We start from the raw sequence: 16,682 nt of genomic DNA on the forward strand, positions 1-16,682 counted from the left end.
CCACAATGTTTGACTTCGTTCTTGCTTGCGCTTAATTTAAAGCACTCAACTCAATTCGAGCCGCAGCGCCATATAAATGTGAAGCATCTCCCTCAACATTACCTTGAGGATTGACGGTAGGCCATAACGTTCTCAGCTCTAACAATAACGCTTTGGTGGTCGCGATATCAGAAGCAGCCTGCTTCTTTTGCTCATCGCTTAGACGCTCCAATCGTTCAATCGCAATTTCAGTAAAACCGTAGGCATCTTGGTATTCATGAACATTCACAATTTCGCCTTTTTTAACACCAATTGCATATTCATCAGCAGCTGTGCGAATCATTTGGCTAATACTCAACAAGGTTTCTTTAGCAGTCATCGCTGACATGCCTTCGCTGTTGGTTATGGCTTTGAGTAATTCTTCGTAAGCACCTTCAACCGCTTCATCGCCCTGCTCTTTATTAACGGCATTGGCTAAAGCTGACAATTCATCTGCAAACCCGTCAACTCCACGCGCTTTAAAGACGGATGGCAACCCTGTATAAAGCTCATCTTCAGGGTGCTTCATGTGGGTCTTAGCCATCGCAAGATGACCTTCACGGTATAACTTCACCCCGACCCACAAATGCCCACGGATTAAGCCTAGATGCGCCAAATATGCCGCGTTATCGGTACTTAAGTCAGCTGAGGCACTACCCTCACCCTCGCCTTCTCCACCTTCGCCCTCGCCTTCACCAACAGCAGCAAAACTCACTGCTACCGTTGAGGCAGGCGCAACAAAAGCATTGTCGTCAGCTTGTACTGCAGTACCAGTTGTCGCCGTAGTGACTAATAGCGCAGAGCCAACGCTGGTCCAAACTTTACGTTTTTCAAAACGTTTTTTAGACATACTCTTTTTATGCATAGTATTACCTTTCTTACAACGAAATTGATATACTGGCTATGATTTCACAAATGCGAATAATTCTCAATATTAAACTCAGCAAAAGTTAAACACGCATGATCCTACATATTCAAAATGCCATTGAGCCGGCCACTCTAGACGCTATCACCGAGTCTCTAAGCCAAGAACTGTTCACTGACGGTAGTCAAACGGCTGGGCGAGCGGCTAAACAAGTTAAGAATAACCGTCAATTACGGCTACAAGATGATAAACCAGCTGCATTGTCAATGCTTCTCAAGCACCTCCAACGGAACGTAATTTTTAAAAGTAGCACTTTTACCAAGCAATTTGTGAATGTCATGGTTAATCAATATCACACTAACCAAGAGTACGGGCTGCATATTGATGATGCCTTAATGGGGCACGTCAGAACCGACATATCCTTTACCCTCGGCCTTAGTCATATTGACCGTTACCAAGGTGGGGAACTGGTGATAGAGGACACTACTGGGGAGCGTAGCTGGAAGTTAGGCCTGGGAGATTTATTGTTATATCCGAGTCATTATCTTCATCGGGTGAATGCTGTACGAGACGGAGAACGTTTGGCCATGGTCGGCTGGATACAAAGTCATGTCAGAAGCACAGAGCAACGAGAACTGTTGTTTGATTTAAAGTGCTCCATGTCTGAAGAGTTTGAACAGCGTGGCAAAACTCAACAGTACGATAGACTCAGCAAGAGCTACAATAATCTTTTACGCCACTGGGCAGACTAATATTCCTGACATTCTAATAAAAAAACCGCCCGAAGGCGGTTTTTAAGTATCACATCAATCTTTTGTTTAAAGGATATAAACAAAGATAAATAGGAATACCCATACCACGTCAACAAAGTGCCAGTACCAAGCACCTGCTTCATACGCGAAGTGATCTTTTGGCGTGAAGTGGCCTTTTGCACAACGTAGTGCCATTACGATAAGGAAAATCGTACCGACCGTTACGTGCAAGCCGTGGAAACCGGTCAGCAGGAAGAACGTCGAACCGTAGAAACCACTACCTAAAGTCAGGCCCATTTCTGTATAAGCGTGGATGTACTCTTCAACCTGCAGCATCATGAAGATCACACCTAACAACGCTGTAATTGACGTGAAAAGAATCAACGTTTGGCGATTCTTTTCGATCAACGCGTGGTGAGCAATGGTCAAAGTGAATGACGAGAACAATAGGATTGCCGTGTTAATTGCTGGTAAGCCCCATGCGCCCATTGCTTCCCATGTAGTAGGAGCACCATTGTTTAATTCACCTGGCGTAGAAGTCATTGGCCAAGTCGGCACGAAGTCTGGGTATAGGAAGTCGTGAGTTGCAGCATTGTTACTGCTACCACCTAACCATTCCATAACCAATACACGGCCGTAGAATAACGCACCGAAGAATGCTGCGAAGAACATTACTTCCGATGTAATGAACCAAATCATACCTTGACGGAATGAACGGCTCATCTGGGCACTGTACAAACCATCGTGAGATTCACGAATCGTGCTCGACCACCAAGTCGACAGCATGTAAATCATGACTGCTAAACCTAAATACAAGATCCAAGACAAGCTTGAGTTGCCCTGTACCATATGGCCAGCACCGAATGCTATTAATAACAGACCAATCGAGCCGATAACCGGCAGCTTGCTCTGCTCAGGTACATAATACTTTTCGTATTCTGTATTTTCTTGTTCACTCATGTTTATGTCTCCGTTAAAGACGTCGCCACTTGCGGTTAAGCTATTTCGCGGCTTGTAGTTGTTCGTCGTCTGGCGTGACGTTATGTAATGTATACGCCAACGTAATCGTATCGTAGCGCTCTGGAATGTCCTTATCGACAAAGAAGCGCATCGGCATTTCCTCACTCTCGCCAGCGGCTAACGTCTGCTGATTAAAGCAGAAGCATTCCGTTTTATTGAAATACTGCGCCGTTAAGTTGGGCGAAAAGCTTGGAATCGCCTGACCAATCATTTTCTTACCAGTACGATTTTTGACTGCAAAAAGAACCTCGTATTCTTTACCAGGATGAACCACGATTTCAGTTTTCACAGGGCGGAAATCCCAAGGCATATTAGCCTTATTAATGGTCATGAATTGAATCTTAATTTCACGACTGGTATCCGGTTCCTGCTCTTCGTAAACCGCGAGGCCGTTTACTTTACCGTTAAGGCCCGTAATCTGGCAAAAAACATCATACAAAGGCACCATCGCAAAGCCAAAAGCAACCATAATGATCACAACGACGAATAACTTCTTGGTCATCACCTTGTTTTCAGTTTGTGTTTGCTCTTGGCTCATTGCTTTAAACCTCGGTTACGTCTTTGCAACTTTTATCTTAAAAAAGTCTATTAATCGATCTTAGGTGGCGTATCAAACGTGTGATACGGCGCTGGTGAAGGCATGTGAGTAAACTCAAGACCTTCTGCACCTTCCCAAACTTGGTCAGTTGCTTTTTCACCTTTCTCAAGGATACAAACTTTAATCAGAATCCAAGCGAAAAGTAATTGCATTAAACCAAGACCGAAAGCACCAATACTCGACATCATGTTGAAGTCTGAGAACATGATCGCGTAGTCAGGAACACGACGTTGCATACCCGCAAGACCTGAGAAGTGCATTGGGAAGAACGTCAAGTTAACGAATACGATCGATAACCAGAAGTGCCATTTCGCCAACTTCTCGTCATACATACGACCAGTCCACTTTGGCAACCAGTAGTAAACCGCTGCCATAGTACCGAAGATCGCACCAGGGAATAGAACGTAGTGGAAGTGTGCTACTACGAAGTACGTATCATGATACTGCCAATCAACTGGAGTCATCGCTAGCATCACGCCAGAGAAGCCGCCGATCGTAAATAGAATCACGAATGCCAGAGCATAAAGCATTGGTGTTTCATACGTAATCGAACCCTGCCACATAGTCGCGATCCAGTTAAATACTTTCACACCTGTTGGTACCGCAATCAACATGGTCGCAATCATGAAGAATAGCTCACCTTTAACTGGCATACCCACGGTAAACATGTGGTGTGCCCATACGATGAACGATAAGAATGCGATTGACGCAGTTGCGTAAACCATTGAAGAATAACCAAACAATTTCTTACGGGCGAACGTTGGGATAATCGCAGAAGCAATACCAAACGCTGGTAAGATCATGATGTAAACTTCTGGATGACCGAAGAACCAGAATACGTGCTGGAACAATACTGGGTCACCACCACCCGCGGCATCGAAGAACGATGTACCGAAGTGACGGTCAGTCAACATCATAGTTACCGCACCTGCTAGTACTGGCATAACCATGACTAGTAAGAATGCTGTAATCAACCAAGTCCATACGAACAATGGCATCTTCATTAACGTCATACCTGGTGCGCGCATGTTAAACACAGTCACGATAACGTTAATAGCACCCATGATGGATGAGATACCCATCAAGTGAACACCAAAGATGAAGAAGTCAGTCGATGGAGGACCATAGGTTGTCGAAAGTGGCGCATAGAATGTCCAACCGAAGTTAGGCGCACCGCCTTCCATGAATAATGATGATAACAACAGACCGAACGCTGCTGGAAGAATCCAGAAGCTCCAGTTGTTCATACGTGGTAGAGCCATATCTGGCGCACCAATCATCATTGGAATCAACCAGTTAGCCAAGCCCACAGTCGCTGGCATCACGGCACCAAATACCATGATAAGACCGTGTAACGTTGTCATCTGGTTGAAGAAGTTCGGGTCAACGAACTGCAAACCTGGTTGGAAAAGCTCGGCACGGATAACCATTGCCATAGCGCCACCAATCAAGAACATGATGAACGAGAACACCAAGTACATAGTACCGATGTCCTTGTGGTTGGTCGTAAACAACCAACGCGAAATACCTTTTGGTTTATGGTCAGCCATGATTACTCCCCTCCACCATTTTTAATATCGTGAATTTCTTGAGGCTGAACTTTATCACCGGTGTCGTTACCCCAAGCATTACGCTCGTAAGTGATAATTGCAGCAATCTCGGCTTCAGTTAACTGGTTGCCGAACGCCTGCATCGCAGTACCAGAAACACCATTTAGAACAACATCAATGTGCTGCTCAACAGTACCTTCACCAGTCACCATTTCAGTACCAACTAGTGATGGGAATGGACCATTACCTTCACCGTTAGGCATGTGACAAGAAGAACAGTACTTGTTATAAGCCGTTTCACCTTCAGCCATTAACTGACTCATAGTGCGCTCATTCAAGTCTGGGCCAGCTTCTGCTTCCGCTACTTTCTCAGCATACCAAGCTTCGTATTCTTCTTTAGGAAGTACTTTTACTACGATTGGCATAAAGCCGTGGTCTTTACCACAAAGCTCTGCACACACACCGCGGTAGGTGCCTGGCTCGTCAACTTTTGTCCATACTTCATTGATGAAGCCTGGAATCGCATCTTTCTTCACAGAGAAGTCCGGTACCCAGAAAGAGTGGATAACGTCATCAGCTGTTACTAGGAAGCGTACTTTAGTATCCACAGGAATAACCAATGGATTGTCGACTTCTAATAGATAATTTTCATCAGTAATCTCTGTACCAGAGAAACCTGAACCTGCGTTCACAGACTGATCACGTGACGCTTGGTCTAGGTTTGAGAAGAAACTTACGTCATTGCCTAAGTTGTCATCGCCATCAATGTATTTGTATTCCCACTTCCATTGATAACCTTTAACCATTACCGACAGCTCAGAGTTACTAGCGTCTTCCATTTTGATCAACAGGCTTACCGCTGGAATTGACAGCGCAATCAAGATGATGAAAGGAATAACAGTCCAGATAATCTCAACAACAGTGCTGTGAGAAAACTTAGCTGGGTTAGGGTTTTTGCTTTTGCGATGCGCGAACATCGAATAGAACATAGCGCCGAACGTGATAACACCGATCACTACACAGACCCAAATAACGATCATGTGTAGATCGTAGACTTCTCTACTGATCTCAGTCACACCTTCACGCATGTTGTACTCTTGACCACTACAACCACTCAGAATAACAACTGAGATAGCGGCAATAGCTAGAGCCATTTTGCGGAACAATGACATGCTCTTCTCTCCACTACAGTTTACCCGCGAATGCGGAACTTATTATCAAACAAAACGTCCCAAACACTGAAAAGCCCCGTTCCCCTAAAGCGAAACAGCTCAGCAATGACTTGGGTCAAAATTTAGGGTCGCCATTTTACTTGAGTAAACTCAGAAAAACTAGGTGATCTGTAATAATTCCTAACACTTAAATGACGAAAAGTGCTGTTTAGAGGCTCTCTAGGCGTTGATACAAGGGCTTATCAACGGAATAATCTGGATAAACTTGTTTGAATTTTAACCACTGCTCCTTGGTTTCTGCTTTTTTATCCGCGTCTAACAATGAATTTATCTGTTTTAACCATTCTTCAGCCGGTAAATAGGGGGGGGCTGCGACTTCTCGTTCTCCTTGATAGGATTCAGCGTCATTGTCTGAATAATTGAGATCATCTGTTGTCTCAGTCGCTTTGACACGAGAGCCCGTCACTACGATTCGCTCCACATCGCTCGTCGCATTGTCCATGTCAGCGTCGTTACTCGCAAATGACTGCTGCTCCTCCGCTCGCTCAGCTAGCTCGGAGAACGGGGCTTCAACAATCGCCTGTTGCTCTTCAAGCACCAATGGCTCAGCTGACGACGCACTCATAATTTGTAGCTGGCTTATTTGCTCGGCTTCCTCTCTTTTCACACGCGCTCCAGTTACCGCCACTTTTTTCATGGCGTTAGCTTGCGCTTCTGCTTTTTGTCGTGCGGCCAAACGCTCCTCGGCCATCACCTCTGGTGACGCTTTAGCTGGAGCTGAAACCACTGGCTTTTGGTCAGAAGTGTCATCACTAAAAACGACAATACTCTCTTTAGATTCAATGGCTTGCGTCATATTCTCAGAATCAGCAATAGAATTAGGATGATAATAACCTAGCTCAACCATAAAGCGTGCGATACCAACGGTCACCACAAAGGCCGCAGTTACCGATACCGGTAACTTCAGTCGATCCCACCAGCTGCGCTTGCTTGACACTTTTTCACGAGTACCTACTTCTTGCTGAGCCATAGCCATAATAGAAGCATCCAGCGCCGACGACGTGGTCTCATCGCTGGCCTCTTTATAGGCCTTGCTCAACTTTTCAGCGTCTTGCTCGACTATTTTGTCATGCTCATTATTCATATCGTTACTCATGATGTGACCTCAGGATTCTTATCCAGATCACGTAAACAGTGCTTCAGCTTATCCATGCCATACCGTAATCGGCTTTTTACTGCCTCTGGGTTTTCCTGCACAATTTCAGCAATATCATTAATCGTCATACCGGTTTCAAGCTTCATTACCACCACCTCTCGCTGTAACGCTGGCAGTTTTTCGATAGCACTCCGAAATAATTGTTTCGAGCGCTCCAGCTCAAGCTTCTGATCGGGTGTAGCGTCACTTCCACTGCTCGTACTCTCTTCCCAGCCCTCACAGTCCTGTGTAAATTCCTGCTGGCGGCCTTGGCTACGATAGTGGTCAATCAGTCGAGTACGACCAATATGATATAAGTATGTGGTGAATTTAGCAGAACTTTTATAAGTCTTACTATGCTTGATAAGACGTTGCCAAGTCTCTTGAAACAGCTCTTCGGCTTCACTCTTATCGCTTACTTGTCGCAAAAAAAAGCGTAGTAGCGGGTCTTTGTGGCGACGATACAAAGTCTCAAAAGCCTGCATATTGCCCGAAGCAAAGCCAGCCATTAAAGCTTCATCGCTAATGACTGGCTCTTGGTCCCGACTATTTGAGTTGCTGTAATTTGCGCTTTCTTTCAACACCGCAGCCTTTGCATCATCGTAATAGGTTAATTTAACCTCTTTATAGTGACCGCTGGCTTGGTTTTGTGCAAGCGCCTTTGTTAACGCCATTCAGTAAGCCTCTAAGCTACTGGACTCTAAGCTACTGACTCGCAACAGCCGTTTTTTCATCCAACAACTGGGCCATGCCAACTAGCTGAATCAACTCACCGCGATAGCCATCAAGATCATCACCTTTCGAGGCTTGAGCCAGTGACCTAGCATCGTCCCAGCCCCAATCGCCTAAGAATTGCCCACCACGTAACAATTGTGCAAATCCTGCCACACTCGCTGCAAAGCGAATGTTATCACCACCTTTTGCTGCCTCAACATCACTTAACTGTAGATAATCACGGTACAAAGTGCTTTTGTCTTCATCGGGCAACTTATAGCGCAGGCTTATCATCGCAGCCTCACTCAACTTGGCGTTTTTTTCATGCATGGCCTCTTCGCGCTTACCGCCACCATAACGCAAAGGCTCCATCCGTTTGCCATCAGAGTCTTGCAACACAATTTCATACAAGGCGGTAACCGTATGTCCGGCTCCAATTTCACCCGCATCAACCTTGTCGTTGTTAAAGTCTTCGCGTTCTAGCATTCGGTTTTGATATCCCAGCAAGCGATACTCAGCAACAACCGCAGGATTAAACTCGACTTGAATTTTGACGTCTTTAGCAATCGTCATTAAAGTTCCAGCTCTTTGATCCACCAGTAACCTTTTTGCTTCTAATAAGCTATCAATATAACCGTAATTACCATTTCCTTTGTTCGCCAACTGCTCCATCAAATGCTCATTATAGTTTCCTGAGCCAAAGCCTAAGGCACTGAAACTAATACCGGTTTTACGTTTACGTTCAATCATGTCAATCAGTTGTTCGCGATTTACCGTACCAACGTTAAAGTCACCGTCAGTCGCCAGAATAACTCGGTTAATACCATCCTTGATAAAACCTTTCTGCGCCATTTTGTAAGCCAACTCTATTCCAGCACCACCATTCGTCGAACCACCAGCGGTTAGACTATCCAGCGCTTGCTCAATCTTAAGCCGATCATTCGCTGCCGTGGGTTCAAGCACCACACCAGAAGCTCCCGCGTAAACCACCAAAGAAATCTTATCTTCTTTGCGACTGCCTTTAGCTAACATTTTTAAGGCTTTCTTGACCAAACCAAGCTTGTCCGCACTCTGCATTGAACCCGACACATCAACTAAAAACACGAGATTTGAAGGAGGCAGTTCTTCGGACTGTTCTTCGTAGCCTTTAATACCGATTTGTACCAAGTGGGCATTATCGTTCCATGGCGCCTTCATCGCTTCTGTAGATACCGAGAATGGCATCTCTTGGCTATCTGGAGTTGGGTAGTCATAATTGAAGTAATTAACAAATTCTTCTAAGCGAACCGCATCATTCGGTGGAAAATACCCATCGTTTAACATTCGGCGTACATTGGAGTAAGCTCCTGTGTCGACATCAATACTGAAAGTCGATACAGGCTGTTCCAGCGTTAAAAACACGTCCGAAGGCTCTATTTTTTGGTACTGCTCACGATTGACCACATTCAATTGTCGAGGTGCAGGCATCATGACCTTTTCAGGTTGTGCGAAAGCCATATCCGACATAGTTACTCGAGAGCCCGTCACCATAATGCGCTCCGCTTCTTCCGCCACACGCTTCTCTTTACGCAGGACATGGCTCGCCTCAAGCTGTTTTGCCTCACGTTTCTTTTGTTCAGCAGATTCTAACGGTTCATTGGCGACCACTGAGGATGTGCTTCGGTCACTTTCTTGATCATGTGAACTTTGGCAGGCTCCTAAGCCGACGATAACCATACTCGCGATAAGACCATACTTGAACGTTTGACCCTTTCTAGTGATATTCATTTCTAACTCCTTTATTGGTAATTCATCGTTATTCAATAGCTATTAACGTGGTCGTACCTAAAAAGGGTTAACTTTTTTCAGAAAGTTGCTACAGTGACACCAATTGATCATATTCTTTGCTAATCATGAACAGCCAGCAACTCGAAAACCTCGTGCATAAAGAAATTCCTATCACTAAAGCTTTGGATATTCACATTGACGAACTTACCGAGCACAGTATTCGTGTAATTGCGCCTTTTGAGGCCAATAAAAATATCCACAATACCGCATTTGCTGGCAGTATTTATACGGTTGCGACGATTGCCGGCTGGTCGCTAGTCAGTCACATCGCGTCTCATCTAGCCATAGAAGGTTCAGTGGTGTTAGCTAAGGCCGAAATTCAATATAAGAAACCGATTAATGGCGACATTGTTGCTCAGTGCGAGATTAAAGATCTGAGCAGCCTAGAAACCTTTGCATCATCATTTAAGCGCAAGAACCGCGCACGCATAAACTTCATCATTGATGTGGTAGAAGACGGTGTCATAAAGGCACAGCTTAATGCGAATTTTGCTTTAGTCGGACAGTAAGACTTTTGCAAGAGACTGTTTAACAAGCCTAAGATTCATCATCATAAGTTCAGTCAGCTGTCACAAAATTGTAACACCCGCCCTAACAACACTCTTTATAATTGCTTTCAATGTCTGTTAAAGATTCTTAATACCTTATCGGGGTTACTGTAATGATTCACCAATGTTTCCGTCGCATCATAACGACACTTCTATTATTGACCGCTTTTCCATCGATAGCCACAAACCTGGATATCAGCCAACAACAAGCTCAAAAACTCCATCAGGCTGAGATCCTCTTCACCATGAAAGGCTCAAACACCATTGGTGAAAAACTTGCACCAGCGTTAGCGGCAAAATACCTGATTGAGAGGGGCGCTACTGAAACTGAAATCATACAAACTCATACGGTAGAGAAAACCGTTATTGGCACCATGCAAAACGGTGACATTCAGGCCATCGATATTAAAGCGCATGGTTCTTCAACCGGGTTCAAAGCACTCGCCGATAGCAATACAGATATCGCCATGTCTTCACGTCGCGTGAAAGATAAGGAGCGCCAGAGTTTAATGGGGCAGTATGGTGATTTAAAAGCGATGGCCAATGAGTACACTATCGCCGTTGATGGTTTGGCGGTTATTGTCCATCCCGACTTAAACATCAAACAGCTCAATACAAAGCAGTTATCCATGATCTTTTCCGGCGAACTGACTAACTGGCGAGAACTTGGGGGAATAAATCAACCAATCAGCGTTTTCGCTCGAGACGACAACTCGGGAACTTATGACACTTTCAAATCCCTTGTGCTAAAACGTCACAAAGTCACGCTTTCAGATAATGCCAAACGGTATGAGTCATCTGGGGAATTATCCGAACAAGTTAGCTCAACCTTCGGAGCTATTGGTTTTGTGGCACTGCCTTATGTTAATAAAGCTAAAGCGATTGCCGTTTCAGAAGAAGGCGTTGCTTTATCCTTTAAGCCCAATAAATTTACGGTTAGTACTGAAGACTATGTTCTCAGCAGACGCCTATATTTGTATTACCCTAGCAATAACAGCAATAAGTATGCGCAAGATTTCATGAACTTCGTACTCGGCAATAAAGCGCAAACAGTCGTTGAGCAAAACCATTTAATTTCTCTCAAAGTGAACGATGCCACAGTCCGCTTTAACCGGAATTATCCGCCACGATACTTGAATATGATTAGAGAATCGAAGCGCTTATCCATTACCTTCCACTTCGATCAAAATCTTGAGCTGGATAATAAAGGGAAACGTGATATTGCTCGTCTTGCTGAATACGTCAAAAATCGTCGTTTAAAGGATCTGTTCGTGTTTGGTTTTAGCGCAGAAAGCGGTGATGCAGAAAAAGATAAAGCACTTTCAGAAAGCCTAGCAAATCAAATTACCGAGCAATTGAAAGCATCAGGAATTACACCTTTTTATACCCAGGGCTATGGTAGCCGAGGCGCCATTGCCTCTAATGAAACGGCTAATGGCAAAGCTAAAAATCAGCGTGTAGAAATCTGGGTAGGTCGATAAACAAGTCTATGAGTGGCTCAATAGATATTTTCTCAACTGCGTACAGGATTGTACGAACAAACGATGAAAATCTATTGGGCCAATATCTTGCGACATCTGTTGCCGTGAAATCAAATAATCTTCAGCACTATCGCCTAACTGAGCCAAAACAGTTGATAACTGAGCACTCTCAGACTGAAAACCATCAACTTCTTCTAATAGCCTAAGGCCATCCAACAATAAACCACAAGCTTCTTGCCTAAATTGGTTATGACAACTGAGAGTGTTGGTCTGCACCAGCGCTCTGATCGCGCCGCTTAACTTAACACAGTGACTCTCACTGAGCGCTTGATATAACCTCTGGATAGACACAGCATCGACATCTTGATCAACATAAATATAATCTGTACCACCTAATACTGGCGGTAAGGATGCGCCTTTAGCGTTTTCATACCAGTCAAACTCTGGAACTGTTTCACCCAGCTCAGCATACTCAGCAGCATGCTTTTGAAGGATATCGAGTTCTAAATATTCAGTAAGTTGTGATGCTAAACAGGGATCTAATAGATGATGATAGTTTGGGAATGCATAAAATTTAAAGGTATTGCTGGCAGCTACTGAGGAACACAATATGGCGGCTTTCAGCAAGACTTCTTTGCCCTTACCTGACTCTGAGCTAGCGATTGAAATAAAGTTGTCGGAAACGACTAATGATACTTCCTCAACATGAATGTCACACTTGGGATAAACACCCATCGGTGACATGAGTCGATATCGCCACTCTGTGGCTTGCTGTTCCGGTAAACTAGCCATACTTATTCCCCCAAATAAATACTTACTCAATAAAGCTAAACCGTTTTTTATAACCCTCCTTGAGGAATCCCTTCTCTTAACCTTTAATAAAAAAGGCCAGCGTTTGCTGGCCTTTTTTGTTAACTTTGATACTGGTAAACGCTGTGATTGCTTGAAACACTGTCAGTCGACACCTCAAGGTCTTTAATATGACCATCTTTTAGACTATAGCACCACCCGTGCACACTGAGTTTTTGTCCACGTTTCCAAGCATCCTGCACAATCGTCGTATTACAAACCGTTTGAACTTGATCCTTAACGTTCAGTTCACACATTAAATCAGAACGCTCTTGTTCGTTAGTAATAGCCGTGAATTTAGTTTCATTCTTAATATACACATCTTTGATCTGGGTTAACCAGTTATCGATCAAACCCAACTGCTGGTTGCTTAATGCAGCATTCACACCACCACAGCCATAGTGTCCACAGACAATAATATGCTCAACCTGCAATACTTGAACTGCGAACTGTAAAACTGACATGCAGTTTAGGTCAGTCGTGCTCACTTGGTTAGCGATATTTCGATGAACGAATATTTCTCCTGGCATCAAATTCGTGATTTGAGTTGCAGGAACACGACTATCCGCACAGCCAATCCATAAGTATTTTGGGGACTGTTGCTCTGATAACTCTTTAAAGAAATCCGGATACTGCTCAACAGTGTCAGCAGCCCATTGACGGTTTTGCTCAAGTAGTTTTTTAATGTCGCTCATATTTCTTTATAAATGCTGGTTAATACTTCCCTATATCATAACATGGAATTTATTCAGTTCTCAGCAATATCCTTAAACCAGATACAGCCTGGACGAAAAAAGGCTCTCTTAACCTACACCAGAAGCTTGGCCATAAGCTTCTATGTCTATTATTACAATGTCATTGCCTTTACTTCACAATAGATAGTGTCAGTCGCACCTTCGGTATGAACCACTTTTTTGACTTCATAGCTGTCAACTGCATCCTTTTCACGCGCCTTCGATACTAATTCATCAATGCAGCGCTCTTTTTCTAGAGCAACCTCAGCACCCTTCGCCAACACAATCTCATGCACAAAATGCCTCTCACCATCGGAGCTAGAGATATCGTGGTAAATCTCTTTACCCGTACGGTAGGTGTCCGAAATGATTCGTTCAGGTGCTTTCAGTTGGACACAAGCAGTGATCAAAAACGCCACTATAATTAGAATAATGGTTTTCATGGGGGTTCCCTCTCTTATTTTGCACCGTATTCTAGCGGTTGATGATATTTTTTCCACATAAAAAAAGCCCCGCGATTGCGAGGCTTTTTATAACTATTTAACGCAGTTAATTTGCTTCAGTTCGAGGCAACTTGGTTTTTAAGTGAGGGAGTTTGCAACAAGCAAATGACCGAACGAAAAAACCAAGTTAACAAAGAAATGAAGTAAAGTAACAAGTTAAATTACATCATACCTGGCATGCCACCCATACCACCCATACCGCCCATATCTGGAGCAGCAGGCTCATCTTTCTTCGGTAGGTCGGTAACCATCGCTTCGGTAGTGATCATTAATGCTGCGATAGATGCTGCATTTTGTAGCGCGCTACGCGTTACTTTTGCTGGATCAAGGATACCCATTTCCATCACATCACCAAACTCACCTGTCGCTGCGTTATAGCCGAAGTTACCTTCGCCTTCTTTAACTTTCGCAACAACTACCGCTGGCTCTGCACCTGCGTTGGCAACGATTTGACGTAATGGTGACTCCATCGCACGTAGTGCAATTTTGATACCAACGTTCTGCTCTTCGTTGTCACCACGAAGCTCGCCTAGACGTGACAGTACGCGTACTAATGCAGTACCACCACCGGCAACAACGCCTTCTTCGACGGCTGCGCGAGTTGCGTGCAATGCATCGTCAACACGGTCTTTCTTCTCTTTCATTTCAACTTCAGTAGCTGCGCCAACTTTGATGACCGCAACACCGCCAGCTAATTTAGCAACACGCTCTTGAAGTTTCTCTTTGTCATAATCAGAAGACGTTTCTTCGATTTGCGCACGAATTTGCTTAACGCGGCCTTCGATTTGCGTTTTATCACCAGCACCATCAATCACAGTTGTGTTGTCTTTGCTGATTTGTACACGCTTCGCTTCACCCAGTTGCGCCAACTCAGTGTTTTCTAGGCTCATGCCTAAATCTTCTGAGATTACTGTCGCGCCCGTTAATATAGCGATGTCTTCTAACATTGCTTTACGACGGTCACCGAAACCAGGAGCTTTAACTGCTGCCACTTTAACGATACCACGCATGTTGTTCACAACTAGAGTCGCTAGCGCTTCGCCTTCAACGTCTTCAGCTACGATTAATAGCGGACGGCTTGATTTAGCTACAGCTTCTAATGTTGGAAGCAACTCACGGATGTTTGAGATCTTTTTATCCACCAATAACAAGAATGGGTTTTCAAGATCGGCAACCATGCTTTCTGTGTCTGTGACGAAGTATGGAGAAAGGTAACCTCGATCGAATTGCATACCTTCAACAACGTCTAGTTCGTTGTTAAGACCAGAACCTTCTTCAACCGTGATAACGCCTTCTTTACCTACTTTTTCCATCGCTTCAGCAATGATCTTACCAACATTCTCATCAGAGTTAGCAGAGATTGTGCCTACTTGCGAGATCGCTTTTTGATCTTCACATGGAACTGCAATGTTTTTCAGCTCTTCTACCGCAGCGATAACCGCTTTGTCGATACCGCGCTTCAGATCCATTGGGTTCATGCCAGCAGCAACTGATTTCAAGCCTTCATTGACGATAGATTGCGCCAATACGGTTGCTGTTGTTGTACCATCACCAGCGATATCGTTGGTTTGTGATGCAACTTCTTTAACCATCTGCGCGCCCATGTTTTCGAACTTATCTTCTAGTTCGATTTCTTTCGCCACAGAAACACCATCTTTAGTGATAGTTGGCGCGCCAAATGATTTGTCTAACACTACGTTACGACCTTTAGGTCCTAGCGTGACACGAACAGCATTCGCAAGCGTGTTTACACCTTTTAGCATGCCTTTACGTGCTTCATCTCCAAAACGTACGTCTTTTGCCATGATTAAATTCCTCTAAAATTCGTTGAGTGTATTCTTATTAAGCTTCGATGACGGCCATGATGTCGTCTTCGCGCAATACGAGAAGTTCTTCGCCATCAGCCTTCACTTCTGTACCGGCAAATTTACCGAACAAGACTTTGTCACCAACTTTCACGTCTAGGGCTCGAACGTCACCTGAATCCAACGGCTTGCCGTTACCGATAGCGAGAATCTCGCCGCGGCTTGGCTTTTCTTTAGCGTTGTCTGGTATCACGATGCCACCAGCAGTTGTAGTTTCTTCTTCTAAACGACGCACAATAACGCGGTCATGTAATGGACGTAAGCTCATGTTTTTTCTCCTAATAGAAAGTGTTTTACTTACTACGAAAAATCGTTTGGGGAAGATATGGGGGCTTTTTTTTAGCACTCAAGGGGTTCAAGTGCTAATTTTTTCACTTTTTTTTAAAAAAAAAGCATTCAAGCAACGTCACTCCTCAAGTCGCTTATGCTCTTTATCGTCGGTGCGTTCGTACTCGCCATCAACGGTATTATCGTCTTGATAGGAGCGTTGCTGTCCAAAAGGGTCGTTACCACTACCGGTAAAGCCACCGCCATGCATACTCTGAACCTTAAACATACCTTTACTAATCAATAGCTTAGCAAAATACTCTCGCGTCTGCGGTATCAGCCAAAGAAAGCCAATGGTGTCCGTGACGAAGCCGGGGGTTACTAAGAAGGCGCCAGCAATAATCAACAAGACACCTTCGACCATTTCTTGAGCCGGCGCTTGTCCTTGACGCATTTTTTCTTGCAGTCTTGCGAAGACGCTAAAGCCTTGCTGTTTAAGCATGCCAACACCAATGATGCCGGTTAGCAGGATCAGCCCGATTGTTGGTAAGGCACCAATTAAGCTGCCAACGCTGAGTAACACATAAATTTCAGCGACTGCTAAGACAATGAAAAGTAAGAAAAAATTTCGAAACCACATAATGTACTCGTTTCCCCTCAGCTGTCGCTGAAGTCAAATTCATGGAAAGCTTATCAAAGCTATAGATACCGTTATAATGGGGAC

The 16,682-nt window shown here is 44.3% G+C and carries 17 protein-coding genes; 3 read left to right on the forward strand and 14 right to left on the reverse strand.

Annotated features, from left to right (window positions below; translation table 11 throughout):
- Positions 1-31: 31 nt before the first annotated feature.
- The gene (locus TQ33_RS10515; protein WP_228640160.1) at positions 32-883 is read right to left on the reverse strand and encodes a hypothetical protein; all 852 of its coding nucleotides are present in this window, start codon (positions 881-883) and stop codon (positions 32-34) included.
- A gap of 95 nt (positions 884-978) precedes the next feature.
- Between TQ33_RS10515 and TQ33_RS10520 the strand changes: the two genes are divergently transcribed.
- Positions 979-1,635 (forward strand): Fe2+-dependent dioxygenase, encoded by a 657-nt coding sequence (locus tag TQ33_RS10520; protein ID WP_046561998.1) that lies wholly within the window; start codon positions 979-981, stop codon positions 1,633-1,635.
- 66 nt (positions 1,636-1,701) lie between these two features.
- On the opposite strand, the gene TQ33_RS10525 is transcribed toward TQ33_RS10520, so the two are convergent.
- From TQ33_RS10525 to TQ33_RS10555, 7 genes are all read right to left on the reverse strand, one after another.
- Complete coding sequence (locus TQ33_RS10525) at positions 1,702-2,595, reverse strand: cytochrome c oxidase subunit 3 (protein ID WP_046561999.1); 894 nt, start codon at positions 2,593-2,595, stop codon at positions 1,702-1,704.
- A gap of 40 nt (positions 2,596-2,635) precedes the next feature.
- Positions 2,636-3,193 carry a cytochrome c oxidase assembly protein gene (locus tag TQ33_RS10530; RefSeq protein WP_046562000.1) on the reverse strand — a complete coding sequence of 186 codons (558 nt, stop codon included), beginning with the start codon at positions 3,191-3,193 and terminating at the stop codon, positions 2,636-2,638.
- 50 nt (positions 3,194-3,243) lie between these two features.
- Complete coding sequence (ctaD, locus tag TQ33_RS10535) at positions 3,244-4,803, reverse strand: cytochrome c oxidase subunit I (protein WP_046562001.1); 1,560 nt, start codon at positions 4,801-4,803, stop codon at positions 3,244-3,246.
- A 2-nt stretch (positions 4,804-4,805) separates the two neighbouring features.
- On the reverse strand, positions 4,806-5,975 hold the full coding sequence (coxB, locus tag TQ33_RS10540; RefSeq protein WP_046562002.1) for a cytochrome c oxidase subunit II: 1,170 nt from the start codon (positions 5,973-5,975) through the stop codon (positions 4,806-4,808).
- A gap of 208 nt (positions 5,976-6,183) precedes the next feature.
- Complete coding sequence (locus TQ33_RS10545; RefSeq protein ID WP_046562003.1) at positions 6,184-7,131, reverse strand: hypothetical protein; 948 nt, start codon at positions 7,129-7,131, stop codon at positions 6,184-6,186.
- A complete protein-coding gene (locus tag TQ33_RS10550; RefSeq protein WP_052735286.1) occupies positions 7,128-7,844 on the reverse strand; it encodes a sigma-70 family RNA polymerase sigma factor in 717 nt (238 codons plus the stop codon). The genes TQ33_RS10545 and TQ33_RS10550 overlap by 4 nt, the downstream gene beginning before the upstream one ends.
- A 31-nt stretch (positions 7,845-7,875) precedes the next feature.
- On the reverse strand, positions 7,876-9,651 hold the full coding sequence (locus TQ33_RS10555; RefSeq protein ID WP_046562004.1) for a vWA domain-containing protein: 1,776 nt from the start codon (positions 9,649-9,651) through the stop codon (positions 7,876-7,878).
- 125 nt (positions 9,652-9,776) lie between these two features.
- Between TQ33_RS10555 and TQ33_RS10560 the strand changes: the two genes are divergently transcribed.
- Both TQ33_RS10560 and TQ33_RS10565 read left to right on the forward strand, forming a co-directional pair.
- Positions 9,777-10,220, forward strand: coding sequence for a YiiD C-terminal domain-containing protein (locus TQ33_RS10560; protein ID WP_046562005.1), 444 nt, complete (start codon positions 9,777-9,779; stop codon positions 10,218-10,220).
- Between the two features lie 152 nt (positions 10,221-10,372).
- Complete coding sequence (locus tag TQ33_RS10565; protein ID WP_052735287.1) at positions 10,373-11,740, forward strand: substrate-binding domain-containing protein; 1,368 nt, start codon at positions 10,373-10,375, stop codon at positions 11,738-11,740.
- 6 nt (positions 11,741-11,746) lie between these two features.
- Here the strand turns inward: TQ33_RS10565 and TQ33_RS10570 are convergent, their stop codons facing one another.
- The 6 genes from TQ33_RS10570 to TQ33_RS10595 form a co-directional block, all read right to left on the reverse strand.
- Complete coding sequence (locus TQ33_RS10570) at positions 11,747-12,532, reverse strand: hypothetical protein (RefSeq protein WP_046562006.1); 786 nt, start codon at positions 12,530-12,532, stop codon at positions 11,747-11,749.
- Positions 12,533-12,651: 119 nt separating this feature from the next.
- The gene (gene can, locus TQ33_RS10575; protein WP_046562007.1) at positions 12,652-13,284 is read right to left on the reverse strand and encodes a carbonate dehydratase; all 633 of its coding nucleotides are present in this window, start codon (positions 13,282-13,284) and stop codon (positions 12,652-12,654) included.
- 152 nt (positions 13,285-13,436) lie between these two features.
- On the reverse strand, positions 13,437-13,766 hold the full coding sequence (locus tag TQ33_RS10580) for a hypothetical protein (RefSeq protein ID WP_046562008.1): 330 nt from the start codon (positions 13,764-13,766) through the stop codon (positions 13,437-13,439).
- A gap of 221 nt (positions 13,767-13,987) precedes the next feature.
- Positions 13,988-15,634 carry a chaperonin GroEL gene (gene groL / locus TQ33_RS10585; protein WP_046562009.1) on the reverse strand — a complete coding sequence of 549 codons (1,647 nt, stop codon included), beginning with the start codon at positions 15,632-15,634 and terminating at the stop codon, positions 13,988-13,990.
- A gap of 34 nt (positions 15,635-15,668) precedes the next feature.
- Positions 15,669-15,959, reverse strand: a complete 291-nt coding sequence (groES, locus tag TQ33_RS10590; RefSeq protein WP_046562010.1) for a co-chaperone GroES — start codon at positions 15,957-15,959, stop codon at positions 15,669-15,671.
- Between the two features lie 138 nt (positions 15,960-16,097).
- Positions 16,098-16,598: an FxsA family protein gene (locus TQ33_RS10595; RefSeq protein ID WP_046562011.1), complete on the reverse strand. Its 501-nt coding sequence runs from the start codon at positions 16,596-16,598 to the stop codon at positions 16,098-16,100.
- Between the last annotated feature and the right edge of the window lie 84 nt (positions 16,599-16,682).

It is taken from the genome of Kangiella geojedonensis, from assembly GCF_000981765.1.
Classification (GTDB): Bacteria; Pseudomonadota; Gammaproteobacteria; order Enterobacterales; family Kangiellaceae; genus Kangiella; species Kangiella geojedonensis.

Excerpts from the sequence above, each read along its gene's own strand:
- TQ33_RS10550 (WP_052735286.1), bottom strand. The coding sequence starts at position 7,844 with ATGGCGTTAACAAAGGCGCTTGCACAAAACCAAGCCAGCGGTCACTAT.
- TQ33_RS10520 (WP_046561998.1), top strand. The coding sequence starts at position 979 with ATGATCCTACATATTCAAAATGCCATTGAGCCGGCCACTCTAGACGCT.
- TQ33_RS10545 (WP_046562003.1), bottom strand. The coding sequence starts at position 7,131 with ATGAGTAACGATATGAATAATGAGCATGACAAAATAGTCGAGCAAGAC.
- TQ33_RS10565 (WP_052735287.1), top strand. The coding sequence starts at position 10,373 with ATGATTCACCAATGTTTCCGTCGCATCATAACGACACTTCTATTATTG.
- TQ33_RS10525 (WP_046561999.1), bottom strand. The coding sequence starts at position 2,595 with ATGAGTGAACAAGAAAATACAGAATACGAAAAGTATTATGTACCTGAG.
- groES (WP_046562010.1), bottom strand. The coding sequence starts at position 15,959 with ATGAGCTTACGTCCATTACATGACCGCGTTATTGTGCGTCGTTTAGAA.
- TQ33_RS10530 (WP_046562000.1), bottom strand. The coding sequence starts at position 3,193 with ATGAGCCAAGAGCAAACACAAACTGAAAACAAGGTGATGACCAAGAAG.
- TQ33_RS10555 (WP_046562004.1), bottom strand. The coding sequence starts at position 9,651 with ATGAATATCACTAGAAAGGGTCAAACGTTCAAGTATGGTCTTATCGCG.
- TQ33_RS10515 (WP_228640160.1), bottom strand. The coding sequence starts at position 883 with ATGCATAAAAAGAGTATGTCTAAAAAACGTTTTGAAAAACGTAAAGTT.
- coxB (WP_046562002.1), bottom strand. The coding sequence starts at position 5,975 with ATGTCATTGTTCCGCAAAATGGCTCTAGCTATTGCCGCTATCTCAGTT.
- can (WP_046562007.1), bottom strand. The coding sequence starts at position 13,284 with ATGAGCGACATTAAAAAACTACTTGAGCAAAACCGTCAATGGGCTGCT.
- ctaD (WP_046562001.1), bottom strand. The coding sequence starts at position 4,803 with ATGGCTGACCATAAACCAAAAGGTATTTCGCGTTGGTTGTTTACGACC.
- TQ33_RS10570 (WP_046562006.1), bottom strand. The coding sequence starts at position 12,532 with ATGGCTAGTTTACCGGAACAGCAAGCCACAGAGTGGCGATATCGACTC.
- TQ33_RS10580 (WP_046562008.1), bottom strand. The coding sequence starts at position 13,766 with ATGAAAACCATTATTCTAATTATAGTGGCGTTTTTGATCACTGCTTGT.
- TQ33_RS10595 (WP_046562011.1), bottom strand. The coding sequence starts at position 16,598 with ATGTGGTTTCGAAATTTTTTCTTACTTTTCATTGTCTTAGCAGTCGCT.
- TQ33_RS10560 (WP_046562005.1), top strand. The coding sequence starts at position 9,777 with ATGAACAGCCAGCAACTCGAAAACCTCGTGCATAAAGAAATTCCTATC.